Here is a 24,092-nt window from a genome sequence, read left to right on the forward strand (position 1 = left end):
GCGATCAGCCGACGAGACGGAGGGGGCGGCGCGGATGGAAAGGGATTGGCGGCCAGCTTTCAGAAGCCTGAGCCGCCCCCTCCGTCACGCTTCGTATCCGAAGCGCGACACCTCCCCATTCGCAACGCGAACGGGGAGGAGGCGTCAGCCCAGCTGACGGGCTTCCTCGGCCAGCATGATCGGCACGCCGTCGCGGATCGGGAAGGCCAGTTTCGCGCCCGCGGACACCAGTTCCTGCGCCTCGCGGTCATAGGTCAGCTTGCCGCGGGTGACCGGGCAGACCAGCGTCTCGAGCAGGCGCGGGTCGACGGTATTGGGGGTGTTGAAGGCGTCGCTGGTCATGGGGGAAGGTTACAGGTTCTCGGGGTCAGGTTCTAGGTTTCGGAAGGACGTCCGGTCCGCCCTAGCGCCTGGCCCCTTGAACCTTGAACCTTCACTGCATCGACGGGCCTTCGCCCTCGCCGATCTCGCCGCCGGCTGCGCCGATCTGCATCAGGGCGGTCAGGACGCCGGCGCGGGCGTCGAGGTCCGGGGCCTCCAGCAGGGCCTGTTTCTCGGTCGGTTCGAAGGGCAGGGCCATGGACAGGCTGTTGACCAAGGCCTCCGGCGGGGCGGTCTCGGCCGTGTCCCAGTCGATGTCGAGACCCCGGGTCTCCAGATAGGCCTTCAGGGCGTCCAGCAGGCTTTCACGGTCCAGACCGCCCTCGCCCGCGGGTGGGGCGACCAGATCGTCAGCCCAGGCGTCGAAGGCGGCGCGGACCTGACGGTAGGGGGTCTTCACCGGCAGTTCGGCGGCCACGCGGAAGCGGGCGATGCCGGTCAGGGTGATCAGGTAGCGACCGTCCGACGTCTCGTTGAAGCTGGTGATCCGCCCCGCGCAGCCGATCGCCGACAGGCCCGGCAGACGGGCCGGTCCGCCCGAGGGCTGCAGCATGCCGATGATCCGGTCCCCGGCCATCGCGTCATCGATCATGTTCAGATAGCGCGGCTCGAAGATGTTGAGCGGTAGCTGGCCGCGCGGCAGCAGAAGGATGCCCGACAGCGGGAAGACGGGAATGACCTGCGGCAGGTCGGCGGCCCTGATGTATCCCTGAGCCACCGGCCCTCCTTAGGCGAACAGCAGCGACGACAGGCGACGACGGCCGTCGCGGGCGACGTCCGAGGTCGAGCCCGCGGCTTCGAAAACGGTCAGCAGTTGCTTGCGGGCGGCCTGCTCGTTCCACTCGCGGTCGGCGGCGACGATCTTCAGCAGGTGATCGACCGAGCCCTTGAGGTCGCCCGAGGACGCCAGGGCCTGGGCCAGGTCGAAGCGGGCCTGATGGTCGTTCGGGTCGGCGGCGACGCGGGCTTCCAGCTCGGTCGAGGCGCCGGTTGGAGCCGAGCCGGCCAGCGACAGCTGGGCGCGGACCGACTGGACCGTGGCGTCGCGCGAGTCCTGCGGGGCCATGGCGATGGTCTGGCGGGCCTGCTCGACGTCGCCGTCGGCCAGATAGACGCGCGCCATGCCGGCGATGGCCTTCTCATGCTCGGGTTCGAGCGTCAGCACCTGGGCGAAGGCCTGGGCGGCGCCGCCCAGATCGTTCAGCGACAGGGATTCCTCGCCCAACGACAGCAGCTGGTCGATGTCCGAGTTCGCGCTCGTCCCTCCGGTCAGCTTGTCGATGAAGGCCTTGATCTGGCTTTCCGGGATCGCGCCCTGGAAGCCGTCGACGGGCTGGCCGTTGACGAAGGCGTAGACGGTCGGGATCGACTGGACCCGCAGCTGACCCGCGTAGGCGGGGTTCTTGTCGACGTCGATCTTGACCAGCTTCACGGCGCCGCCGGCCGCGCGGACGGCCTTTTCGATCATCGGCGTCAGGGTGCGGCAGGGCCCGCACCAGGTCGCCCAGAAGTCGACCAGCACGGGCTGGGTCTTCGAGGCCTCGACGACATCGGCCATGAAGCCGGCGTCGGAGCCTTCCTTGATCAGATCGTTCGGCAGGTCGGTCAGGGTCATGAGGTCGGGGTCCGGATCAGTCGTAACGCGGTAGCCGTCAGATGGTCCCGGGACCATCGCGGCTCAAGAGGGATCGTTGCCGGCGCCGGCGGGGCTGAGCTTCCAGCGGATCTTGGTCTCGGAGTCGGTCCGGGCCGAGCCGCGCACCACGATCTGCAGCGAGCGACGGGTCAGGCCGTCATCGACATGGACCGAGGGTTCGATGGCCACGTCCGGGCCGTCGGTGCGGAACCACCAGCCCCGGCCGGAATGGCCGCGCAGCAGGATGGAGCGGCGATCCCGGGCCAGCGACGCCTGCACGCCCGGCTCCAGCTGGAAACGGACGGCGTAGGGGGCGGCGATGGCGCGGACCACGTCCTTCTGGCCGGGCGCCGGATGCAGCCGCTCTTCCGCGCGGAGCTCGTCCAGACGCTGGTCGAGATACAGGCGGCGCTGGTGCAGCAGGCCGAATTCGTGGACCCAGCCGTCGTGCTCGATCTCCAGCCAGACGGCGCCTTCGCCGTCACGCTGGTTGGCCTCGACGTGCAGGGGGCGGCCGACGAGGCGGGCGCCGAGCAGGTCGCCCTTCCAGCCGCCGAGCGGTTCGCCCGTCGAGCTTTCGCCCAGGGTCAGGGTGGAGTGGCCGGGGGTCAGGCGCAGGCCCTGCCGGTCGGCGGCGCGCGGCGTCCAGCCGGAGCCGGTGATCAGGCGATCCTTGCCGCAGACCACCTCTAGCGACAGCGGCTGGGCGCAGGCGGCCGCGGACCAGGGGCCGCGCGCGGGCGGGGCGGTGTCGGCGACCACGGTCAGAAGGGGGCTGCGGATGCGGGTGAGGCCGGCCACGGCGCCGGCGACGTCTTCCAGTTCGGTCTCGACGCCCCGGGCGGCCGCGACGCGAGCCGGGGTGGAGGGGCCGCCGCCCTGCAGGGTGGCCAGACGGCCGTCCGGGAGGGTCTGGATCGCCAGCGCCGCCTTCAACCGGTTCAGGGCCGCGGTCAGGGCCTCGGGCGCCGGTTCGGAAATCTGGGCCAGGGCGTCGTCGAGCGTCAGCAGGTCGAGCAGCAGCTCCAGTCCGGCCTCCGGGCTGCGCGTCGCATGGCCGCCGTCAGGGCCGACCGTGCGCGGCAGGGCGCGCGACAGGCGCGACAGGGCCCGGCGACGCAGGCCGGCGCCCGGCGGGCCCGACAGGACGGCGCCGATCAGGGCGGCGGCGGTCAGACGCTCGGACAGGGTGGACGGATTGCCGGGCGGGCGCAGCAGCTGGCGCGCCTGACGGCCGAGCACATTGGCCAGCTTCAGCCGCTCCGCCTCGGTGGCGACCTGACCCATGCGGCGGGCGGCGCACGCCAGGTTGATGGCGCGGCGGGCGAGGATATCGGGGTCCCAGGCGAAGGGCGACCAGCGGACGAAGACGTCGGACCAGACCAGCGTCAGGCGCAGGGCCTCGCGCGCGCCGCGGTCGCCCTGGGTCATCAGCGACGGCAGCCAGGCGAAGGCGTGCAGGTCGACGGCGAAGGCGCGGGTCGGGCTGGGCCGGTTGAAGGGGTCTTCGGTCTCGCCGATCTCGAGACTGGAGCCGGACAGCACATAGCGGCCGCCCAGAATGGCCTTGCCGACCGTCGGATCGACCGGACGGAAGTCGCGCGGGGTGGCGGCGAAGGCCTGGGCGACGCGGCCGCGCAGCGTCAGGGCGTAGCCGGGCAGGCCGTAGGCCTCGATCCACAGCTGGCGGGTCAGCAGCCGACCCAGGATGGCGGGCCACAGGGCGGGGCCGGTCGCCGCCCCGGTGGTGCGCACGGGGGTGCGGACGGGCGCGCCGCGCAGGCCCGGAATCTCGCCGGGCGCGGGCCCGTCGCCTTCCGGCTTCGAGAAGGGGCCGAATGGGTTCACGCGGACTTCAGGGCCTGGATGTTGGCGGCGTAGGCGTCAGGGCCGCCCTTGAACACGAAGGAGCCGGCCACGAGGGCGTCGGCGCCGGCGGACACGCAGGCCGCCGCATTGGCCGAGGTCACGCCGCCGTCGACCTGCAGGTGCGCCTTCGATCCGGCGGCGTCCAGCAGGGCGCGGGCCTTCTCGATCTTGCGCAGCGAGGTCGGGATGAAGGACTGGCCGCCGAAGCCCGGATTGACCGACATGAGCAGCACCAGATCCACCAGCTCGACCACCTCCTCCAGAACGGCGAGCGGGGTGCCCGGGTTCAGCACGACGCCGGCCTTGGCGCCCAGCTGGCGAATGCGGCCCAGGGTGCGGTGCAGGTGCGGGCCGCTTTCCGGGTGGACGGTCAGGATGTCGGCGCCGGCCTCCTTGTAGGCCTCCAGCCAGGGGTCGACCGGGGCGACCATCAGGTGCACGTCGAAGGTCTTGCTGGTGTGTGGCCGGATCGCTTTCACGATGTCGGGGCCGAGGGTGATGTTGGGCACGAAATGGCCGTCCATCACGTCGATGTGGATCCAGTCGGCGCCGGCGGCGTCGAGAGCGCGGACTTCCTCGCCCAGCTTCGAGAAGTCGCTGGCGAGAATGGAGGGGCAGATCAGGGGCGCGGCCATGAGCCCCGGATAAGGCGGGTCGCCCGCGCGGGCAAGCCGGGCGGGCTCCGATGCGGCGAAGCGTGCTACACGGTTTGGTCATCGTCCGGACGGGGAGGCCGCCATGACCGAGTATCTCGCGACTGTCGAATGGGGGCGGGGCGACCAGCCCTTCCTCGACAACAAATACGCCCGCGCCCACGACTGGCGGTTTGACGGCGGGGCGGTGGTGCGCGGCTCCTCGGCCCCGGAAAGCGTGCCGGTCCCGATGTCCGATCCGACCGCGGTGGACCCGGAAGAGGCGCTGGTGGCGTCCGCGTCCAGCTGTCACATGCTGTTCTTCCTGGCCTATGCGGCCAAGGCGGGCTTCGTCGTCGACCGCTATCTGGACGAGGCGGTCGGGGTGATGGGGCGGGATGAGCGGGGCAAGGTCGCCATCGTCTCGGTGATCCTGCGGCCCGCGGTGACCTTCTCGGGCGAAACGCTGCCGGACGCGGCGGCGATCGCCGACCTGCATCACCGGTCGCATGAGCACTGCTATATCGCCAACTCGCTGCGGGCAGAGGTGACGGTGGAGCCGCGCTAACCCTAAACGGGAAGGGGCGGGGCGGCGGCGACGTCCTCCAGCAGGGCGACGAAGCGGCGGACGGCCTCGTCGGCCAGGGCGGGCTGGTAGGTCATCGGATGGGTCGCGCCGGGCTCGTCGAAGGCGTGGGAGCCCTCGGCGATCCAGGTCTCCACCTCGGCGCCGCACTCGCGGACCATGGCGTGCACCTGTTCGGCGTTGCGGACCGTGGTCAGGTGATCGGTGCGCGAGATGACCGCCAGGGTCTTCGGGCAGTGCTTCCAGGGTCGCATCCGGTTGAGCGCCGCCAGACCGATGTAGGGGTAAGCCAGATAGACCGCCCTCACACCGTCCAGCGAGACGTCGCCAGGATCGGCCAGGCCCAGCATCCGGTCGTGCCGTTCCGAGCTCATGGCCTCCATGATGCCCCAGCCGCCGTGGCTCCAGCCGGCGAGCGCAAGGCGGGAGGCGTCCACGTCACGCCTCTGTGACACCCCGTGGAGCGCGGCCAGGATATCGCCCGCCCGCTTGTCGCCACGCAGGACCAGGCCGGTGCAGACGGTCATCAGGGCGCGCTGGCGGCCCCAGCCGCGCGGGCCGAAGGAATCGACGATGAAGGCGCGCCAGCCGGCCGCCTTCGCGGCCTCGGCGTAGCGGGGCAGGTGATCGCGCAGGCCGCCGCAGCCGTGGAACAGAAGAACCCCCGGACGTGGGCGGTCATCGTCCGGCCCGACCACGGCCACGCCGGGTTCAAGCATCGTCCAGCGGGCGGCGAGCGTGTCCATGCCTGCAGTGAGCCCCGCTTCGGCGCCGAACGCCACCCCTTGCGGAACGACAGTTTCAGATATATCTAATCGCTTATGAACAGATATATCGAAAAGAAAGAGCGAGAGATGGGACATCATCCTTTCGGCCGTCACGGTCACGGTTTCTTCGGGCGCGGAATGCGCAATGAGTTCGGTCGCGGCTTCGGCGGTGGTCGGGGCGGTCCGCGCGGCCATCGCGGCGGCGGCAAGCGGCTGCTGGCCCGGGGAGACCTGCGCTGGCTGATCCTGTCGCTGATCGCCGAGGACGGCCCTGCGCACGGCTATGTACTGATCAAGGCTATCGAAACGCGGATGGGCGGCGCCTACGCGCCCAGCCCCGGCGTCATCTATCCGACCCTGACCCTTCTGGAAGAGATGGGCGCGCTGGAAGGGCGCGAGGAGGGCGGCAAGAAGCGTTACGCCATCACCGACGCGGGCCGCACCCTGCTGGAGGAGAATGCGGAGGCCCTGACGGACCTGCGCGAGACCCTGGCCAAGTTCGCCCACCGCGCGGCGCGCCCGGCGCCGATCGCCGAGGCCATCATGCGGTTGCGCGGCGTGGTCCACGCCAAGCTGGCCGAGGACGTCCCGCTGGACGCGGCGCGGATCAGGGAGGTCGCCGACATCCTGAACCAGGCCGCCGACCGGGTGGAGAAGGCATGACCGACGCGCTGCGTATCGCCCGGCGCGTCCGGCATCCGCTGAAATTCCGCCTGCTGGAGGTGACGGAGGTCGGCGACCTGACCCCGTCGCTGAAGCGGGTGGTGCTGACCGGGGACCTGGCGGACTTCGTGTCCCTGGGCTTCGACGATCATGTGAAAATCTTCCCGGTGCGGGACGGCGAGACGCCGGTCCTGCCGGAGGCGGGGCCGGACGGGCCGGTTTTCGCCGAGCCTCGCCCGGTGATGCGGGACTACACGCCCCGTGTCTGGGACACGGCGGCCGGGACCCTGACGATCGACTTTGCGACCGGCCACGGCGGTCCGGCGACGGACTGGGCCATGGCGGCCGCGCCCGGTTCGACGCTGGGCGTCGGGGGGCCGCGCGGCTCCTTCATCGTGCCGACCGCCTTCGCGCATCATGTGCTGATCGGCGACGAGACGGCGGTTCCGGCGATCTCACGACGGCTGGAGGAGCTTCCGGCCGGTGTGGCGGCGACGGTGGTGCTGGAGATCGAGGATGCGGCGTCGCAACCGCCCCTGACCAGCGCCGCCGATCTGACGGTGGTTTGGGTCGAGCGGAACGGTGGGCCGCGTGGACGTGTCGAAGGCTTGCGGACTGCGGCGGAAACCGCCCTGGCTGATGTCGCGCGAGATGACGCCTATGTCTGGATCGCGGGCGAAAGCCAGGTCGCCCGGACCCTGCGCGGCGTCGTGGTCGCCATGGGCTTCGATCCGAAGGCGATGAAGGCCGCCGGCTACTGGCGCGCCGGAGCCGTCGGCGCCCACGAGGTCATTGAGGACTGAGGGCCCTGGCCATGCAGACCGACTCCGGACGCCCGACATAGCGGCCGAAGGGTTCGGTCTCGCCCCAGCCCTGACGTTTGTAGAAGTCGACGGCCCGATGGTTCACCCGCCGGGTCGACAGTTTCAGCACGGAATAGCCCAGCCGTTCCGCCTGAGCCTCCAGCGCCGCCAGCAGGGCCGCGCCGACACCTTTCGTGCCGGGCGCGGCGTACATGCGTTTGATCTCGCCGATTCCGACGGCGAGCGGACGCAGGGCGCCGCAGCCGACCGGCTGATCCGCCTCGTCCAGCGCCAGCAGGAAGACCGAGCCGGGCTCGTCAGCCTGCGCCGGGTCGAAGGATGAGCGCCCGTCATCGCCGGTGATGGCGCTCAGGGCGTCAGACAGCGCGTCCAGCAACGGAGCCGCCGCCGGATCATTCGGCGAGGCGACGATGATCCGGACAGCTGTCATTTTTCAGATCAATGCCGGAAGACCCGCACGCCGGTGAAGGCCATGGCGATGCCCTTCTCGTCGGCGGCGGCGATGACTTCGGCGTCGCGCATGGAGCCGCCCGGCTGGATCACCGCCGTGGCGCCCGCCGCGACCGCTTCCAGCAGGCCGTCGGCGAACGGGAAGAAGGCTTCCGACGCACAGGCCGAGCCCTCGGCGAGCGAGGTGGTCAGGCCCTTGGCCTCGCCGGCTTCCTTGGCGCGGATGGCGGCGATGCGGGCCGAGTCGCGGCGGTTCATCTGGCCGGCGCCGATGCCGGCCGTCTGGCCGTCCCTGGCGTAGACGATGGCGTTGGACTTCACGTGCTTGGCGACCGTGAAGGCGAACAGCATGTCCTGGATCTCGGTCGGCGTCGGTTGGCGCTTGGTGACGATCTTCAGGTCAGCGGGTTTGATCAGCGAGCGGTCGCGCGACTGGACCAGGAAGCCGCCGGCGACCGAACGGAAGACCTCGCCCGCGCCGTGCGGGTCCGGAAGACCATCCGTGATCAGCAGGCGCAGGTTCTTCTTGGCGGCGAAGATGGCCTTTGCCTCGTCATTCGCGCCGGGGGCGATGACCACCTCGGTGAAGATGTCGGTGATGGCGCGGGCGTCGGCGCCGTTCAGCGGACGGTTGACGGCGATCACGCCGCCGAAGGCCGAGACGGCGTCGCATTCCAGCGCGCGGGCGTAGGCTTCCGACAGGTCCTTGCCGACCGCCACGCCGCAGGGGTTGGCGTGCTTGACGATGACGACGGCGGGCTGTTCGAACTCGGCGACCAGCTCATAGGCGGCGTCGGCGTCGGCGATGTTGTTGTAGCCCAGTTCCTTGCCCTGGATCTGGGTCGCATAGGCCACGCCCGGACGGCGTTCGCCGGTCCGGTAGAAGGCGCCCGACTGGTGCGGGTTCTCACCGTAGCGCAGGGTCTGGGCCAGCGAACCGGCGATCGACTTGCGGGCCGGGGCCTCGTCGCCGACCTGGCCGGCGAACCAGGCCGAGACGGCGGCGTCATAGGCGGCGGTGCGGGCGAAGGCGCGGGCGGCCAGACGCTTGCGCAGCTCCAGCGAGGTCGCGCCGTCGGCCTTGAGCGCGGCCAGCACCTCGTCCACGGCGACCTTGTCGACGCAGACGGCGACGTAGCCGTGGTTCTTCGAGGCCGAGCGGATCATGGCCGGGCCGCCGATGTCGATGTTCTCGACCGCCGCCTCAAACCCGCCGCCCGAGGCGACGGTCTGTTCGAACGGATAGAGGTCGATCCAGGCGATATCGATGCCGCCGATGCCGTGCTCGGTCATGGCCTGCGCGTGGGACGGCTCGTCGCGCACGCCCAGCAGGCCGCCGTGCACGACGGGGTGCAGGGTCTTGACCCGGCCGTCCATCATTTCCGGGAAGCCGGTCAGGTCGGCCACGTCCTTCACCGGCAGGCCGAAGCCGGCGATGGCGGCGCGGGTGCCGCCGGTCGAGACCAGTTCGACGCCGAGGTCGTGCAGGGCGCGCGCGGCCTCTTCCAGCCCCGTCTTGTCGCTCAGCGAAATCAGGGCGCGCTTCGGCGCCACGCGGTTCGGCGCGGGGGGAAAGTCGGGAGCGGCGGGCATGGCGGCGTCCGTGATCTGGAATGGGGTCGGGGAGACGCGCGGGGCTCTAGCACTGTCCGGCCAAGGATTGAACCTCGCAGGGTCAGCGAAGGTCCGAAAAGTCCACCACCGTGACCGGAGCTCGCCCCATGGCCGCCAGCGCCTTGCGGAACTGGTCCTGCGTCATCGCCGTGGTGGCGGTGTTGGTCAGGGGATGGAAGTTGACGATGTCGGCGTCCCACAGGGCCTTGTCGAGGATGAAGGTCACGCGCTGGTCCGGGTCGTTGATCAGGCCCAGGGCGGTGACCGAGCCGGGGCGGACGCCGAGCGTCTCGTAGAGCAGGTGTTCGTTGCCGAAGGACAGGCGGTCCGAGCCGATGGTCTTCGGCGCCCGCTTCAGGTCGACCACCGTGTCCTGCCGGGCCGATATCAGCCACAGCTTTCCCTTCTTGTCCTTGAGAAACAGGTTCTTGGTGTGGGCGCCCGGCATGGCCGCCTTGAGCTCCAGCCCTTCCTCGACGCGGAAGACGGCCGGGTGGTCGTGGGTCGTCTGCGCGACCCCCTGTTCGGCCATCCAGCCCAGCAGGCGGTCGCGGTCGAAGGCCGGTTCGGCCACGGGGGCGGGAGCGGTCGGGTTGTCTTCGGTCATCGGGCTTCGGTAGGGAGGAGGGACGTATTCGCTTACCCGCCGGAGGCCGCCCGTGGAACTGGAATGCTATCCGATGTCGAGGCAGCCGCCCGACCTGGTGCCCGGCCGGGTCTCGCGCGACTGGATGGACGCCTTCGCCCAGCGCCACCCGTATCGCTGCCTGCCGCTGAACATGGCCAACACCACCGGGTGGGAAATCCTGGTGCCCTTCACCTTCACGGCGGAGTGGAACGGCGGGCCCAGCCAGACGGATATCGTCATCACGCCGGAGCGGCCGAATCCGCACGTCAGCCATTTCGTGACCTCGCACTTCTCGCGCGGGGTGCTGACGATGCATCCGCAGTACCTGTTCCGCACGCCGCCGGGCTGGGGGATGCTGGCGGGCGGGTCGCCCAACCATGTGAAGGACGGCATCCAGCCGCTGACCGGCCTGATCGAGACCGACTGGTTGCCCTTCCCCTTCACGATGAACTGGATCTTCACCCGGCCGGGCCGGGTGAAGTTCGAAAAGGGCGAGCCCTTCTGCTTCATCACACCGGTCGAGCACCGCAAGGTGGAGGCCTTTGAACCGGTGATCCGGACGCTGGAGTCCAACCCCAACATGAAGGGGCAGTACGACGCCTGGCTGAAGGCGCGGACGGACTTCAACAACCGGCTGGCCGCCGGCGACGCCGAGGCGACCAAGGAGCAGTGGCAGCGCTTCTACTTCAAGGGCGAGATCCCGGAGGACCTGGGCGCGGCGCCCGCGACCCACACCAACAAGCGGCGGCTGAAGGCGCCGCGGGTCGGGCTGTAGCAGAGTGGCTGGCGGCTAGTGGCCAGTTTGGACTTCGTCATCACGGTGACCGGATAACAAAATGCCCCGCCCGGATGTCCGGGCGGGGCTTCTGTCTGTCTGGACGGTGAAACGCTCCGCCTGATCCACCAGCCGGCCGATCAGCCGCGCGGAACGCGCGAGCTCAGATTGTTGACCACCTCGCGGGCGTCGAAGGCGTTGGGATCGTTGGCCGGTTTGGCGCCGCGACCCAGGACGATCTCGGCGGTGGCCTCGAACCGGTCGATCTCGCGGACGTCGAAGTCCGGGCCGAACGGATCGCGGAAGCCCCACGGGCTCCAGAAGCCGCGACGGTTGTAGTAGCGCCAGGACGGACCCCAGAACGGGCTGTACCGGTCATAGTAGAACGGGTCCGGGGCGCCCTGCAGGCGAACATCGCGGTCGGTGGCGCGGTTCACGGTGGTGAACCAGTCGTGGCCGCTTTCCAGCGTCAGTTCGGCGGCGCGCAGCAGCAGCGACATCTCGACCTGCTCACGCGAGGTCACCGAATTGCCGGCGAAGGCGACGCGGTAGCGGTCGGCGTCGACGCGCTGTTCGGAATAGCCGTAGCGGCTGTTGGGGCCGGCGGGACCGTAGGGGGTGGCGGTCGCGCAGGCGGACAGGGCGAGCGCCGCCGCCGTCACCAGCAATACGGGCTTGAGGAAACGGGTGTTCATCGGATGCTCCTTGAACGCGGTACGACGCGCTCCTGTGGCTGAACGGTACATGAACGGCGCCGGTTCCGGGATGCGGCAAACCGCTATAAACGCGAGAGAATAAGCACGGCGGCGGCGATCAGCAGAGCGCCGGTCAGAAAGGCGAAGCCTTTCCGGAATCTAGGTTCGGACATGCGCCGCGCCAAGGCCGCGCCGCCCAGACCGTAGGCGGACATGCTGACCACGTCCATGCCGACCGCGGCGACCGCGAACAGGGCCAGCTGGGGCGCGGCCGGGCGGCTGACGTCGATGAAGGGCGGCAGGACGGCGGTGAAGAACAGGATGGCCTTGGGGTTGGCGATCTGGACCATGAAGCCGTCGACCAGGGCGCTGCGACCCAGCTTCACCGTCGGGGCTTCGGGGTCGGCGGCGGTGGCGAAGGCGCCGCGCAGCGCCTTGTAGCCCAGCCAGGCGACGTAGAGGGCGCCGGCGATCGAGATGAAGCGAAAGACCTGGGGGAAGGCCGCGACCAGGGCGCCCAGACCGAGGGCGGCGGCGCCGAACCAGACCAGGGTGGCGGCGTTCATGCCGACCACGCCCGCCATCGCGCCGGCCTTGCCGCGCTGGACCCCGTTGGCGACGGAGAAGACGTTGGCCGGTCCCGGCGTGATCGCCATGACGGCCATCACCCCCAGGAAGGTGGCGTAAAGGTGCGGATCGACGGGCAGGACCATGCGCCGATCCTGTCGGACCGGCGCCGCTTCGGGTCAAGCGTGGTGACGGTTCAGTCGGCCTGCGGCGCCTCGGCGGGGGTGTCCGCCTCGTCCTCGTCGTCGAGGTCGATGTGGATTTCACCGCCGGTGGCCTCGTCGATGGCGTCCATGGCCTCGCCGACCGCATATTCGGCGACCAGGCCATAGGTGGCCATGTGCTCCGGATCGTTCGAGGCCCAGGCGCCGTTGGCGGCCATGCCGCCGGCCATGTCGAGCGCGCCGGACTCGGTGACGCCGGCGAGGGCCTCGGCGACGATGCCCTCGATATCGACCTCGGCCAGGGCCGCGCCGGCGATCGTGCCGACATGCTCGCTGACGACGGCGGTGAAGGCGGCGACGTCAGGTTCGTATTCGGCCCAGATCGCGGCGATCCGGGTCTTCTTCTCGGTCTCGCTGAGGCCGTCGTCCTCGGAGATCGCGTCGGCGCGTTCGCCGAAGGCCTCCATGCGGGCCTCGAAGCGTTCGGCGGCGGCCTCGATGGCGGCCTCCGCGGCCTCGGACGAGGCTTCGGACGCGGTCTGCGGGTCGGCCGCGGCGAGCGCCGCCGACAACGGCAGGACGGCGAGGGCGGCGGCGAGGGAGAGGGCCTTGATCATCACAGGTCTCCGGGGGGAAGGGCTGCCGGAGGGTCCGCCCAACGCCGTTCGACCTCAAGTGAAATCGCCGTAAGGCTTACTGCCCCTCATCCTCCTCGCCGGTTTCGCCGGTGATCAGGGCCTGGGTGATCTCGGCCATGATCATCGGGCCGATCATGGTCGAGGCCTCGGCGATCTCCTCGGGCGAGGCGCCTTCGTCGGCGGCCTCGAAGGCGACCATGTCGGTGATGGCGGCGACGAACTCGTCCAGCTTGGCCTGATGCGGGGCCAGAAGGGCGCGGATGCGGGTTTCCTTGTCTTCGGGCGACAGGGCGGCGTCGGCGCGGATGGCGGCGGCCTGCGGCTCCAGCTCCTCCATCACGGTCTTCAGGGCCTCGCCGGCGGTCTGGACGCGGGCGATGGCGGCGGCCTGGACGGGCGGGATTTCAGCCGGGGCCTCGGCCGGAGCGGGCGGCGTCGGGGGAACCTGCCGGGCGAAGGCCGGTCCGGCGAAGGCGAGGACCGTCGAGGCGGCGAGGACGAGACGCAGGGACATCGGCGTTCCGATCAAACAAAAAGGCCACGGCGGCCCGAAGGCCACCGTGGCGCATTTGGTCAGACCTGGCGAGCCGCTTCTGCGGCCGCGCTTCAACCGTTGTCGCGGGCGTCGCGCTTGGCCAGCACGCGCAGGCGCAGGGCGTTCAGCTTGATGAAGCCGGCGGCGTCCTTGTGGTCATAGGCCTGGACGCCTTCCTCGAAGGTCACCAGGTCCTGGTCGTAGAGGCTGTTGGGGCTTTCACGACCGATGACCGAGACATTGCCCTTGTAGAGCTTGACCCGGACGGTGCCCGAGACCTTCTCCTGGCTCTTGTCGATGGCGGCCTGCAGCATCTCGCGCTCGGGCGAGAACCAGAAGCCGTTGTAGATCAGCTCGGCATACTTCGGCATCAGCTGGTCCTTCAGGTGCATCGAGCCCCCGTCCAGGGTGATGCTCTCGATGCCGCGGTGGGCCGCGATCAGGATCGTGCCGCCCGGGGTCTCGTAGACGCCGCGCGACTTCATGCCGACGAAGCGGTTCTCGACCAGGTCCAGACGGCCGATGCCGTTGTCATGACCATACTGGTTCAGGGCGGTCAGGATCGTGGCCGGGCTCATGGCCTCGCCGTTGATCGAGACGGCGTCGCCCTTCTCGAAACCGATCTCGATGACGGTCGCCACGTCCGGCGCGTCTTCCGGCGAGATGGTGCGCTGGTGGACGAATTCGGGGGCCTCGACCGCCGGGTCTTCCAGCACCTTGCCCTCCGACGAGGAGTGCAGAAGGTTGGCGTCGACCGAGAACGGGGCCTCGCCGCGCTTGTCCTTGGCGATCGGGATCTGGTTCTTCTCGGCGAAGTCCAGCAGGGCCTCGCGGCTGCGGAACTCCCACTCGCGCCAGGGGGCGATGACGTGGATGTCCGGGTTCAGGCCGTAGTAGCCCAGCTCGAAGCGGACCTGGTCGTTGCCCTTGCCGGTCGCGCCGTGACAGACCGCGTCGGCGCCGACCAGTTTGGCGATCTCGATCTGGCGCTTGGAGATCAGCGGGCGGGCGATCGAGGTGCCGAGCAGATAGTCGCCCTCGTACTGGGCGTTGGCGCGGAACATCGGGAAGACGAAGTCGCGGACGAATTCCTCGCGCAGGTCGTCGATGAAGATGTTCTCGGGCTTGATGCCCAGCTTCAGCGCCTTCTCGCGCGCCGGCCCGAGCTCCTCGCCCTGGCCGAGGTCGGCGGTGAAGGTCACGACCTCCGCGCCGTATTCGGTCTGCAGCCACTTGAGGATGATCGAGGTGTCCAGGCCGCCGGAGTAGGCGAGCACGACCTTCTTGACGGGCTTCTTCGGAGCGTCGGACGACATGGGCAGAATCCTTCGACGAACGCGGGGAGGCGTTCCGTTATTTCGCGCGCTTAAAGGGCCAGACGCCCCGCGATGCAAGGGCCGGAATGGGGCAGGGGGTCTCCGGCGCTGATTCTTCAACGCGGGCCGGGCCGCTGTTCGCGTTCACGGACGCCCGGGGCGGGAACTCTCCTGTGGATTGTCGACCGACCGGTGGGGCCTCCTCAAGGCTCCGATTTGCCCTCAAGTGCCTGAAAAACGTCCACAATAAGGCTGAGACCGGTGTTCCGTGGGTAAGATTCGGTCAATGTCTCGGAAGGGGGGCCTTAAGCATTCGTGCGCAAGGTAGGGTCGTGATCCCCAACCGCGCCCCGTCCCCGGTCGAAAAGCTGGCGCTCGCCGTCGTGCACCAGCCTGAACGCGCCCTGCCTGCACCCGCCGGCGCGCGCGAGGAGGCTTTGCGCTTCCTGCTGCAGACCGCCGCCGACGCCGGCGTGACCGTGGTGGCGACCAAGCCGGACGGGGACGGCGAACGTCTTCTGGGCCAGGCTTGGCCCTTCCCGTCGCCGTTCCGCGTGACCGTGCGCACCGTGTCCATCGAGGAGGGCGTCGACCGGGTCGAGGCCCGCGCCCGCCGTTCGCTGGAGCGGATGGGCCTGCCGCGCGGCGAGGTGCTGCTGGCGTCCCGGGCGTCCGACCTGGTGGGCGCCGAGGGGCGCGCCCTCTGGGACCGGATGCAGGCGTTGAAGGATCGGGGCCTGTTCCGCAAGATCGGCTTCTGCGCCACGGTCGACGACGGTCCGGCCCTGCTGGCCCGCCGATTCCAGCCCGATGTGGTGCAATTGCCGTGCAGCCTGCTGGACCAGCGGGCGCATCGTTCGGGCGCGCTGGACGAGATCGCCGCCCTGGGCGTGGACCTGCATGTGTCGTCGGTCTTCTCGGGCGGCCTGCTGTTCATGAGCGGCGACGCCCTGCCGCAGGATATGGCGCATCACGCGCCGCAGCTGTCGCGTATTCGCCGTCGACTGGCCGAGGCGCGGGTCGACCCGATGCAGGCGACCCTGGCCTATACGCTCGGCCTGCCGCAGGTGTCGGCGGTGATCGCCAGCGCGGCCTCGGCCGCCGAACTGCGCGCCGTGGTGGCCGCCGCCCACGCGCCCGCGCCGGCGCTGGACTGGGAGCTGCTGCAGCTCGAGCACCCGGCCGCCGCAGCGGCCGGGCCTCGCGCCCGGATCAGTAGCGCAGCCTGATCCCGACGTAGCCGGAACGTCCCGGTTCGCCGTAGCCCCGCACCTGCTGGTAGTGGTCGTCGGCCAGGTTCTCGACGCGCGCCGTCAGGGTGACGTGATCGGTCAGTTCGTAGGCCGCGTTGACGTTGGCGGTGACGAAGCCCTCGCGCACGCCGCCCGAGTCGTCCTGATCGCCTTCGGCGCGGACGGTCAGGGCCCCCGACAGGCGGTCGCCCGTCCAGCCCAGGGTGGCCGAACCCGAGTGCTCGGGCACGCGCAGCAGGCGGGCGCCGGTGGTCTCGTCCTGGGCATCGGTCCAGGCGTAGGCGAGGCTCAGGTCGAAGCCGCCGCCCAGCAGGGCCCGGCCTTCCAGCTCGACCCCGTCCGTCGCCGTCTCGGCGATGTTGATGTAGTAGCTGTCGAAGGTCGTCGTATCGAAGAAGTAGGTGATCTGGTCCTCGACCCCGAGGTGATAGACCGTCGCCCGGCCCTCGATCCGGCCGTCCGCCGAACGCCAGCCGATGGCGGCCTCATAGCCTTCCGCCTTTTCCGGACGCAGGGTCGGGAAGGGGATGGCCGCGAAGCAGAAATCGCAGGCGGCCTGGCTGACCGACGGCGCCTTGAAGCCCGTGCCGTACGCGCCCGACAGGGTGAAGCCGTAGCCCAGCTCGTACGCGGCCGAGACGCGGCCAGTGGTCTTCGAGCCGAAGTCGTCGGTGTCGTCGAAGCGCAGGCCGCCGGTGACGCTCAGGGCGTCCGAGACCTGGTAGCGGCCGGTGGCGAAGACCGAGGTGGTCCCCAGGCTGACATCATCGCCGGTCGACAGGCTGCCGGTGCTTTCCTCGCGCTCGGCGCCGAAGGCGTAGGTGGCCGCGCCGGTCTCGCCGTTGGCCTGCCAGCGGTAGGCCTGACGATCGGCCTCGAACACCGAGCCGAACGCGCTGAAGGTCTGGCGCTCGATGTTCGAGCCCGAAACGCTGAACTGGTGCTCAAGGCCGAGGGCGTCGACGGTGGCGCGCACCACGCCCGACCATTGCTCGGACTCCGACCGGTCGCTGTTGTCGGAGACGGGGAAGCCGTTATCGAGGTCGGCCTCGCTGCGCGACCAGCGGGCCGAACCGTCCAGCTTCACGCCCGGGGAGACGGCGTAGCGGCCGCGCACGCCGACCGTGGTGTTGTCGAAGCCGTCGGCCTCCGTGTTGCCGTTGGCCTCGTCCGCGACCGAGATGCCGTCGGTGGTGAAGCGCGAGACATAGCCGCCCAGCGCCCAGGTCTCGTTGGCGGTCCCGACGGCGATGCGGCCGCGCACGGTGTCGAAGCTGCCGGCCTCGGCCTCGGCGCGGATGCCGTCGATCTCGCGGGTGGTGAAGGAGATCACGCCGCCGATGGCGTCCGAGCCCCACAGCGAGGATTGCGGGCCCGACAGGATTTCGATGCGCTCGACATCGCCGAGATCGAAGCCCGAGAAGTCATAGGCGCCGTTCGGCTCGGCGGCGTCGTTTACCGGTGCGCCATCGACCAGCACCAGGGTCTTGCCCGGGGTGGCGCCGCGCATGCGGACCTGGGCCACGCCGCCGAAGGCGCCGGAGCGGGTCACGGACAGGCCGGGCACGTCGGCCAGGGCGTCGGCGGCGAAGACGGCGCCGCGCTGTTCGATGGCTTCGGCGTCGATGACCCGGGCGCCCGGGGTGTCGGCGACGATGGCCGGGATGCGGGTGGCGGTGACCACGACCTCGGGCAGGTCCTCGGCCTGCTGGGCGAAGGCCGGGGCGGCGAAGGCGGCGGCCATGGCGGCCGAGGTCAGAAGAATGGAGCGCTTCATGTGAGCGTGTCCCCCGTTCAGGCCCCGCGAATGCGCGCGAGAGGCCTTTATGAGCGAACCGATCCGCCGGGCCTGCTGGTCCGGACGGCGCAAGATCGGGTCGCTACGACGGAAGTCCCCGCGCTGCTGTCTGGTCCCGGACAGGAGCGAGCGACACCGGCGGCCAGGTCTCCTGGCTTGCGGGTCGCCAAACGAAGCCCTCGCCTTCCCGGTCCGGGGACCAGTGACGCCGGGGCGAACCCCGGACGGACGACGCTCTCGCCGCCTACAGTTGCGGGCACAGCCGCGGTGTCTGACCGCGTTCCCTTAACCGCCGAGCCGGGCGTATCGCAGCGCGGCGAGGCTTGTGCAAGACAGGCGGATCACGCTTGAGAGGACGGCTCCGATCCGTCACCCTGACGCCACGCATGAACGCTCCCCTCGCTCACCCGCCGCAAACCGACGCCGTCCCGTCCGTGGAGGGCGCGACGCCGTTCATGGCGCAGTATCTGACGGCCAAGGCCGGGCAGCCGGATGCGATCCTGTTCTTCCGCATGGGCGACTTCTACGAGCTGTTCTTCAAGGACGCCGAGATCGCCGCCGCCGCCCTGGGCATCACCCTGACCAAGCGGGGCAAGCACCAGGGCGACGACATCCCGATGGCGGGCGTGCCGGTGCATGCGCTGGACGGCTATCTGGCCCGTCTGATCCGGCAGGGCTTCAAGGCCGCCATCTGCGAACAGCTGGAAGACCCGGCGGAAGCCAAGAAGCGCGGCTCCAAGGCGGTGGTGCAGCGCGGCGTCGTGCGGGTGGTCACCCCCGGCACCCTGACCGAGGACAGTCTGCTGGACGCGCGCGGCGCGAACCGGCTGGCCGCCGTGGCCGTCCGCAAGGGCCGCGCCGCCGTGGCCGTGGTCGAGCTGTCGGCCGGGGCGGTCGATGTCGTCGCCTGTGCGCTGGAAGACCTCGGCGCCACCCTCGCCTCCTTCCGGCCGTCGGAAGTGCTGGTCCCCGACCGCCTGTTCTCCGATGAGGAGACCAAGGACGCCCTGAACGGCTCCGGCGGCGTGGTCCAGGCCCTGCCGCAGGCGCTGGCCGAGCCGGTCGGGGCCAAGGTGCGGGCCGAGCGCCTCTATGGCGTCGCCTCGCTGGACGGTTTCGGCGCCTTCGAGGAGGCCGAGGTCTCGGCCCTGGGCCTGATCGCCGCCTATCTGGAGACGACGCAGGCCGGAAAGATTCCCGCGCTGACGCCGCCGCGCCGGTCGGGCGACACCGGCTTCCTGGCCATCGATCCGGCGACCCGGCTGAGCCTCGAGATCGACCGCACCCAGCGCGGCGAGCGCGACGGCTCCCTGCTGGCCTGCATCGACCGGACGGTGACGTCCGGCGGGGCGCGGGCGCTGGCCGAGCGGATCGCCCGTCCGCTGCGCGATCCCCTCGCCATCAATCAGGGGCTGGATGCGGTCGAGTGGCTGCTGGAGCGCCGCGATCTGCGGCGAGACCTGCGCGACGGACTGAAGGCGTCGTCGGACGTGGCCCGGGCCGTGTCGCGACTGGTGCTGGGCCGGGGTGGGCCGCGCGATCTGGCCGCCATCCGCAACGGCCTGTCCATCGCCGAGGGCATTGCCGGCCTGTTCCCGCCGGTCGCCGATCCCCTGACCGGGCCGCCGCCGCGCATCGCCGGATGCGTGGACCGGATGACCCTGTCGCCGGATCTCGGCCGCCTGCTGGCCGACCTGGCCGCCGGTCTGGTCGCCGAGCCGCCGCATCTGGCCCGCGACGGCGGCTTCGTGAACCCGGACTTCCGCCCTGAACTGGACGAGGCCCGCCGCCTGCGCGACGACAGCCGCCGGGTCGTGGCCGATCTGGAGGCGCGCGCCGTCGCCGAGTCCGGCGTGGCCTTCAAGATCAAGCACAACGCCGTGCTGGGCTATTTCCTCGAGACCAGCGCCAAGGCCGCCGAGCCCCTGCTGCGACCGACCGGGGAAAGCCCCTTCATCCACCGCCAGACCCTGGCCAACCAGGTTCGCTTCACGACCATCGAACTGTCGGAGCTGGACGCGAAGATCAGTCAGGCGGGCCACCGCGCCCTGGCCATCGAGGGCGAGACCTTCGAGATCTGGCGACGCACGGTGCAGTCCCTGTCGCAGCCCCTGCAGGCGGTGGCCGAGGCGCTCGCCGAGCTGGACGCGCACGGGGCGCTGGCCGAGTGGGCGCAGGAGGTGGGCGCGGTGCGCCCGCAGGTCGACGACACCCTGTGCTTCGAGGTCTCGGGCGGGCGTCACCCTGTGGTCGAGGCGGCGGTGAAGGCGGCGGGCGATCCCTATACGCCGAACGACTGCCGGCTGGACGGCTCGGGCGCCGGAGCGTCGCGCCTGTCCATCGTCACCGGCCCGAACATGGCCGGTAAGTCGACCTTCCTGCGCCAGAACGCCCTGCTGGTGGTGCTGGCCCAGGCCGGGGCCTTCGTCCCCGCCCGGGCGATGCGGCTGGGCGTGGTCGACCGGCTGTTTTCCCGTGTCGGCGCGGGAGACGATCTGGCCCGCGGGCGTTCCACCTTCATGATGGAGATGGTCGAGACCGCCGCGATCCTGACCCAGGCCACCGACCGCTCGTTCGTGGTGCTGGACGAGATCGGCCGCGGTACGGCCACCTATGACGGCCTGGCCATCGCCTGGGCGACGGCGGAGGCCCTGCACGATCGCAACCGGGCGCGGACCCTGTTCGCCACCCACTATCACGAGCTGGCGGCGCTGGAGACGCGGCTGGCCCACGTCTGCAACCTGTCCATGCGGGCCAAGGAGTGGAACGGGGAGCTGGTCTTCCTGCACGAAGCCGCCCCCGGCGCCGCCGACCGCTCCTACGGCGTGCAGGTGGCCAAGCTGGCCGGGGTGCCCGGGCCGGTCGTGGCCCGCGCCCGCGAGGTTCTGGACCGGCTGGAGGGCGAGAAGGCCGCCGGCGCCAGCCTGACCGACCTGCCCCTGTTCGCGGTCAATGAACCGCCCGCGCCGGAACCGGCGAAACCTTCGATGGTCGAGGACGCCCTGCGCGGCATCGATCCCGACGACCTTACGCCCCGCGAGGCGCTCGAGGCGCTCTACAAGCTCAGGAATTTGATGAAATGACCACCGCCGCGACGGCCCAGGACATCGGGGCGACCTTCGGATCGTTCGCCAGTGAGGCGGCCTATGAGGTGGCCGAGGTTTCGGCCGACTGGTTCGTCTCGCGTCGTGACGCGGGGGCCATGGTCGAGCGCTACACCAGCGCCGCCGTCTGGTGCTTCGCCCAGTCCTCGCCGGGCTTCCTGAACATGCCCGCGCCGAAACCGGCCGAGGCGATGAAGGCCTATCAGACGAACCGGCTGGCCCGCTTTGTCGGCGTCGCGCCGAACCAGAAGGACGCGGACGTCTGGCGGATGCTGCAGGAGGACGCCGAGGTCTTCGCCCGCATCCTGATGGCCCCGGACACCCAGTCCAGCGCCACGCCGCTGGAGCGTATCGCGGACCTGTGGTTCGCCGAGCGGGCCGGGGGCGCGCCGTCGGCGGTGCTGCCTGAGGCCTCGGCCGCCCGCACGGCCTCCGCGACCGGCCATCTCTACAGCGCGGTGACGCAACTGGTCGCCCGGGTCACCGGCGGGTGAGCCAGCCCCTCGACGCGCGGCTGGAAGCGGCCGCCGGAGAGGCGGACGTCCGCAAGGCCGTGGCGACGATCCTGCGTGAAAGCTGGGACGCCGCCCGGGCGAAGGCCGCGCGTCGACTGGAGGCTGGGGGAGACGGCGTCGAGGTGGCGCGGCTCTACTCCGAGGCCGCCGACGACATGCTGACCGCCCTGTGGCGGTTCACCACCGACACCCTCTATCCTGCGCCCAATCCGACCGAGGCCGAGCGGCTGAGCCTGATCGCGGTCGGCGGCTATGGCCGGGGGGTGCTGGCGCCGTTCTCGGACCTGGACCTGCTGTTCCTGCGGCCGTGGAAGTCGATCCCGCGCACCGAGCAGGTGATCGAGTTCATGCTCTACGTCCTGTGGGACCTGGGGGTGAAGGTGGGGCAGGCGGCGCGGTCGGTGGACGAGTGCCTGTCGCTGGCGAAGACCGACATGACGGTGCGGACGGCCCTGCTGGAGGCGCGCCCGCTGGCGGGCGACGACGCCCTGGCCGAGGACTTCATCGGCCGGTTCCGCGCCTTCGTGGTCAAGGCCGACCCGCGCCCCTTCATCGCCGCCAAGCTGGAGGAGCGGAACGTCCGGCACCAGAAGACCGGGGCGGTGCGCTATCGCGTCGAGCCGAACGTCAAGGACGGCAAGGGCGGGCTGCGGGACCTGAACACCCTGTTCTGGATCGCCCGCTCGCTGGCGCCGGACAGCCCGCTGGGGGCGCGGGTCATGGACGATCTGCTGACCCCGCGCGAGCGTCGGACGTTCGAGGAATCCTTCGACTTCCTGTGGCGGACGCGGGCGCATCTGCACCTGATCGCCGGCCGGGCCGAGGAGAAGCTGACCTTCGACCTCCAGCCCGAGGTCGCCCGGCGCATGGGTTGGCAGGGGCGGGGGGACGAGCCGGCGGTGGAGCGGTTCATGCGCCGCTACTTCCTGGTAGCCCGCGACGTCGGCGCCCTGACGCGGGCCCTGTCGGCCAAGCTGGAGGCGCGGCACCAGAAGGCGGCGCTGAGCCTGTCGCGGCTGATCCCGGGGCGGAAGAAGAACCTGGGCGTCGAGGGGTTCGTCGAGGTCGCGGGGCGGCTGTCGGTGACCGGGCCCGAGGTGTTCGCCGACGATCCGACGAAGCTGCTGACGCTGTTCCGGACCGCGGACGGCCACGATCTGGACCTGCATCCGGACGCCTTTTCGGCGGTGACGCGGTCGCTGTCGCTGGTGACGCCGTCGTTGCGCCGGGACCCGGAGGCCACCCGCGCCTTCCTCGACATCCTGACCGGCCAGCGGCCGTACCGGGTGCTGACCCTGATGAACGAGACCGGGCTGCTGGGCCGGTTCCTGCCCGAATGGGGGCGGATCGTTGGCCAGACCCAGTTCAACATGTACCACGCCTTCACCGTGGACGAGCACACCCTCCAGGCCATCGGCATCATCAACGACATCTGGCGCGGCAAGCTGAAGGCCGAGCATCCGACGGCGACCGAGATGGTCCACCGGATCGACGACTTCGAGGCCCTGATGCTGGCCATGCTGCTGCATGACGTGGGCAAGGGCGGCGACCGGGGGCAGCTGGAGGACGGCGCCATCGCCGCGCGGCGCGCCTGCGACCGGCTGGGCATTGACCCGCGTCGGACCGAGTTCGTGGTCTGGCTGGTGCGCAACCACCTGGCCCTGTCCGACTATGCGCAGAAGCGGGACGTGTCCGATCCGGCGACGGTCCGGGCCTTCGCGCGGCTGGTCGGCGATCCCGAACGGCTTCGCACACTGCTGGTGCTGACCGTGGCCGATGTGCGGGCGGTCGGGCCGGGCGTGTGGAACGGCTGGAAGGGCCAGCTGATGCGCGAGCTCTACCAGCGGACCGAGGCCGTGTTCCGCGGCGAGGACGTGACCCGGGCCGATCCGTTGGCCGACTTCCCGGATCTGGTGAAGCGGGCGGGTCAGTCGGGGGCGGCGGCCAGCCTCGTCACCGGGCGGGACGAGGACGAGGGCAACGAGCCGCTGGCCGCCGCGCGGATCGCGGTCGCCGCAAAGGACCGGCCGGGCCTGTTCGCCGATCTGGCCGCCGCGCTGGCGGCGGGCGGGGCGGACGTGGTCGGCGCCCGGGTGGCGACGGCGGAGGACGGCACGGCGCTGGACGTGTTCGAGCTGCAGGACGGTTCGGGCGCGCCCTACGGCCAGGCCGAGCCGCGCCGCCTGACGCGGCTGGTGTCGGCGCTCGAGGCCGCGGCGCGGGGCGAGAAGTCGGGCGCGCCGCCGGCGCCCCAGCCGAACCCCCGCCGCGCGGCCTTCGACGTGCGCCCGGTGGCCCTGATCGATCTGGACGAAACCCCGGACGCGGCGGTGATCGAACTGTCCGGCGCGGACCGGCCCGGGCTTCTGGCCGAGCTGTCGCGGGTGCTGGCGGATCATGGCCTGTCGATCCGTTCGGCCCATATCGCGGGCTTCGGCGAGCGGGCGGTGGACAGTTTCTACGTCACTGACGCCCGGGGACGACGTCCTGCGGCGGGGCCGAAGCTGGATCGCCTGCGCGAGGCGCTTGAGGCGGTTCTGGACCGCCGCGACGCCAATGTCCGGCCGGTGTCGACGCCGGTGCGCGCCAGCCTGCGTGACGTGTCCGAGTTCGGGCGCAAGCGGCCCGTATCGCCCCGGCCTGAAGCACGCTAAGCCAGCGTTCCGCGCCCCTTCGAGTTCC

General features: G+C 70.6%; 23 protein-coding genes and 1 riboswitch. Of the genes, 8 read left to right on the forward strand and 15 right to left on the reverse strand.

All coding sequences use genetic code 11. The annotated features are described in order from the left end of the window. Nucleotides 1-144 precede the first annotated feature (144 nt). From VGE03_RS12125 to rpe, 5 genes are all read right to left on the reverse strand, one after another. Nucleotides 145-342 carry a Trm112 family protein gene (locus tag VGE03_RS12125; protein WP_331046730.1) on the reverse strand — a complete coding sequence of 66 codons (198 nt, stop codon included), beginning with the start codon at nucleotides 340-342 and terminating at the stop codon, nucleotides 145-147. A gap of 91 nt (nucleotides 343-433) precedes the next feature. Beyond that, entirely contained in the window at nucleotides 434-1,099 is a 666-nt protein-coding gene (locus tag VGE03_RS12130) for an LON peptidase substrate-binding domain-containing protein (RefSeq protein ID WP_331046731.1), read from the reverse strand. Nucleotides 1,100-1,108: 9 nt separating this feature from the next. Further along, on the reverse strand, nucleotides 1,109-1,996 hold the full coding sequence (gene trxA / locus VGE03_RS12135) for a thioredoxin (RefSeq protein WP_331046732.1): 888 nt from the start codon (nucleotides 1,994-1,996) through the stop codon (nucleotides 1,109-1,111). A 63-nt stretch (nucleotides 1,997-2,059) separates the two neighbouring features. Continuing rightward, complete coding sequence (locus VGE03_RS12140; protein ID WP_331046733.1) at nucleotides 2,060-3,865, reverse strand: heparinase II/III family protein; 1,806 nt, start codon at nucleotides 3,863-3,865, stop codon at nucleotides 2,060-2,062. After that, a complete protein-coding gene (gene rpe / locus VGE03_RS12145) occupies nucleotides 3,862-4,521 on the reverse strand; it encodes a ribulose-phosphate 3-epimerase (protein WP_331046734.1) in 660 nt (219 codons plus the stop codon). Before rpe ends, VGE03_RS12140 begins: the two co-directional genes overlap by 4 nt. A gap of 103 nt (nucleotides 4,522-4,624) precedes the next feature. Here rpe and VGE03_RS12150 point away from each other — a divergent pair, with 103 nt between their 5' ends. Continuing rightward, nucleotides 4,625-5,086 (forward strand): OsmC family protein, encoded by a 462-nt coding sequence (locus tag VGE03_RS12150; RefSeq protein ID WP_331046735.1) that lies wholly within the window; start codon nucleotides 4,625-4,627, stop codon nucleotides 5,084-5,086. 2 nt (nucleotides 5,087-5,088) lie between these two features. Here the strand turns inward: VGE03_RS12150 and VGE03_RS12155 are convergent, their stop codons facing one another. After that, nucleotides 5,089-5,850 (reverse strand): dienelactone hydrolase family protein, encoded by a 762-nt coding sequence (locus VGE03_RS12155; protein WP_331046736.1) that lies wholly within the window; start codon nucleotides 5,848-5,850, stop codon nucleotides 5,089-5,091. 159 nt (nucleotides 5,851-6,009) lie between these two features. Here VGE03_RS12155 and VGE03_RS12160 point away from each other — a divergent pair, with 159 nt between their 5' ends. Beyond that, the gene (locus tag VGE03_RS12160; protein ID WP_331046737.1) at nucleotides 6,010-6,534 is read left to right on the forward strand and encodes a PadR family transcriptional regulator; all 525 of its coding nucleotides are present in this window, start codon (nucleotides 6,010-6,012) and stop codon (nucleotides 6,532-6,534) included. Then, nucleotides 6,531-7,337, forward strand: coding sequence for a siderophore-interacting protein (locus VGE03_RS12165; RefSeq protein ID WP_331046738.1), 807 nt, complete (start codon nucleotides 6,531-6,533; stop codon nucleotides 7,335-7,337). The genes VGE03_RS12160 and VGE03_RS12165 overlap by 4 nt, the downstream gene beginning before the upstream one ends. On the opposite strand, the gene VGE03_RS12170 is transcribed toward VGE03_RS12165, so the two are convergent. The 3 genes from VGE03_RS12170 to VGE03_RS12180 form a co-directional block, all read right to left on the reverse strand. After that, entirely contained in the window at nucleotides 7,324-7,788 is a 465-nt protein-coding gene (locus tag VGE03_RS12170) for a GNAT family N-acetyltransferase (protein WP_331046739.1), read from the reverse strand. The genes VGE03_RS12165 and VGE03_RS12170 overlap by 14 nt on opposite strands. Nucleotides 7,789-7,796: 8 nt before the next feature. Next, nucleotides 7,797-9,401 carry a bifunctional phosphoribosylaminoimidazolecarboxamide formyltransferase/IMP cyclohydrolase gene (gene purH / locus VGE03_RS12175; RefSeq protein ID WP_331046740.1) on the reverse strand — a complete coding sequence of 535 codons (1,605 nt, stop codon included), beginning with the start codon at nucleotides 9,399-9,401 and terminating at the stop codon, nucleotides 7,797-7,799. A gap of 82 nt (nucleotides 9,402-9,483) precedes the next feature. Next, the gene (locus VGE03_RS12180) at nucleotides 9,484-10,029 is read right to left on the reverse strand and encodes a prolyl-tRNA synthetase associated domain-containing protein (RefSeq protein ID WP_331046741.1); all 546 of its coding nucleotides are present in this window, start codon (nucleotides 10,027-10,029) and stop codon (nucleotides 9,484-9,486) included. Nucleotides 10,030-10,081: 52 nt separating this feature from the next. On the opposite strand from VGE03_RS12180, the gene VGE03_RS12185 reads away from it, so the two are divergent. Beyond that, the gene (locus VGE03_RS12185) at nucleotides 10,082-10,825 is read left to right on the forward strand and encodes a DUF6065 family protein (protein WP_331046742.1); all 744 of its coding nucleotides are present in this window, start codon (nucleotides 10,082-10,084) and stop codon (nucleotides 10,823-10,825) included. A 140-nt stretch (nucleotides 10,826-10,965) separates the two neighbouring features. Here VGE03_RS12185 and VGE03_RS12190 read toward each other — a convergent pair whose 3' ends face one another. The 5 genes from VGE03_RS12190 to VGE03_RS12210 all read right to left on the reverse strand — a co-directional run bounded on the left by VGE03_RS12190 (nucleotide 10,966) and on the right by VGE03_RS12210 (nucleotide 14,740). Further along, nucleotides 10,966-11,520: a CC0125/CC1285 family lipoprotein gene (locus VGE03_RS12190; RefSeq protein ID WP_331046743.1), complete on the reverse strand. Its 555-nt coding sequence runs from the start codon at nucleotides 11,518-11,520 to the stop codon at nucleotides 10,966-10,968. 83 nt (nucleotides 11,521-11,603) lie between these two features. Then, nucleotides 11,604-12,233 (reverse strand): LysE family translocator, encoded by a 630-nt coding sequence (locus VGE03_RS12195; RefSeq protein ID WP_331046744.1) that lies wholly within the window; start codon nucleotides 12,231-12,233, stop codon nucleotides 11,604-11,606. 50 nt (nucleotides 12,234-12,283) lie between these two features. After that, nucleotides 12,284-12,868, reverse strand: a complete 585-nt coding sequence (locus VGE03_RS12200) for a hypothetical protein (protein WP_331046745.1) — start codon at nucleotides 12,866-12,868, stop codon at nucleotides 12,284-12,286. Between the two features lie 76 nt (nucleotides 12,869-12,944). Further along, nucleotides 12,945-13,403: a hypothetical protein gene (locus VGE03_RS12205; RefSeq protein WP_331046746.1), complete on the reverse strand. Its 459-nt coding sequence runs from the start codon at nucleotides 13,401-13,403 to the stop codon at nucleotides 12,945-12,947. A gap of 92 nt (nucleotides 13,404-13,495) precedes the next feature. After that, nucleotides 13,496-14,740: an argininosuccinate synthase gene (locus VGE03_RS12210; RefSeq protein ID WP_331046747.1), complete on the reverse strand. Its 1,245-nt coding sequence runs from the start codon at nucleotides 14,738-14,740 to the stop codon at nucleotides 13,496-13,498. Nucleotides 14,741-15,072: 332 nt separating this feature from the next. On the opposite strand from VGE03_RS12210, the gene VGE03_RS12215 reads away from it, so the two are divergent. After that, a complete protein-coding gene (locus tag VGE03_RS12215; protein WP_331046748.1) occupies nucleotides 15,073-15,969 on the forward strand; it encodes an aldo/keto reductase in 897 nt (298 codons plus the stop codon). Here VGE03_RS12215 and VGE03_RS12220 read toward each other — a convergent pair. Beyond that, a complete protein-coding gene (locus VGE03_RS12220) occupies nucleotides 15,953-17,770 on the reverse strand; it encodes a TonB-dependent receptor plug domain-containing protein (RefSeq protein ID WP_331046749.1) in 1,818 nt (605 codons plus the stop codon). The genes VGE03_RS12215 and VGE03_RS12220 overlap by 17 nt on opposite strands. 165 nt (nucleotides 17,771-17,935) lie before the next feature. Then, nucleotides 17,936-18,077: riboswitch (cobalamin riboswitch) on the reverse strand. Nucleotides 18,078-18,177: 100 nt separating this feature from the next. Between VGE03_RS12220 and mutS the strand changes: the two genes are divergently transcribed. The 3 genes from mutS to glnD are packed head-to-tail and all read left to right on the forward strand — an operon-like array spanning nucleotide 18,178 to nucleotide 24,064. Continuing rightward, on the forward strand, nucleotides 18,178-20,874 hold the full coding sequence (gene mutS, locus VGE03_RS12225; protein ID WP_331046750.1) for a DNA mismatch repair protein MutS: 2,697 nt from the start codon (nucleotides 18,178-18,180) through the stop codon (nucleotides 20,872-20,874). Further along, a complete protein-coding gene (locus VGE03_RS12230; protein WP_331046751.1) occupies nucleotides 20,871-21,389 on the forward strand; it encodes a hypothetical protein in 519 nt (172 codons plus the stop codon). Before mutS ends, VGE03_RS12230 begins: the two co-directional genes overlap by 4 nt. Then, nucleotides 21,386-24,064, forward strand: coding sequence for a [protein-PII] uridylyltransferase (glnD, locus tag VGE03_RS12235; protein WP_331046752.1), 2,679 nt, complete (start codon nucleotides 21,386-21,388; stop codon nucleotides 24,062-24,064). Before VGE03_RS12230 ends, glnD begins: the two co-directional genes overlap by 4 nt. Nucleotides 24,065-24,092: the final 28 nt, after the last annotated feature.

It is taken from the genome of Brevundimonas sp., from assembly GCF_036400995.1.
Taxonomy (GTDB): domain Bacteria; phylum Pseudomonadota; class Alphaproteobacteria; order Caulobacterales; family Caulobacteraceae; genus Brevundimonas.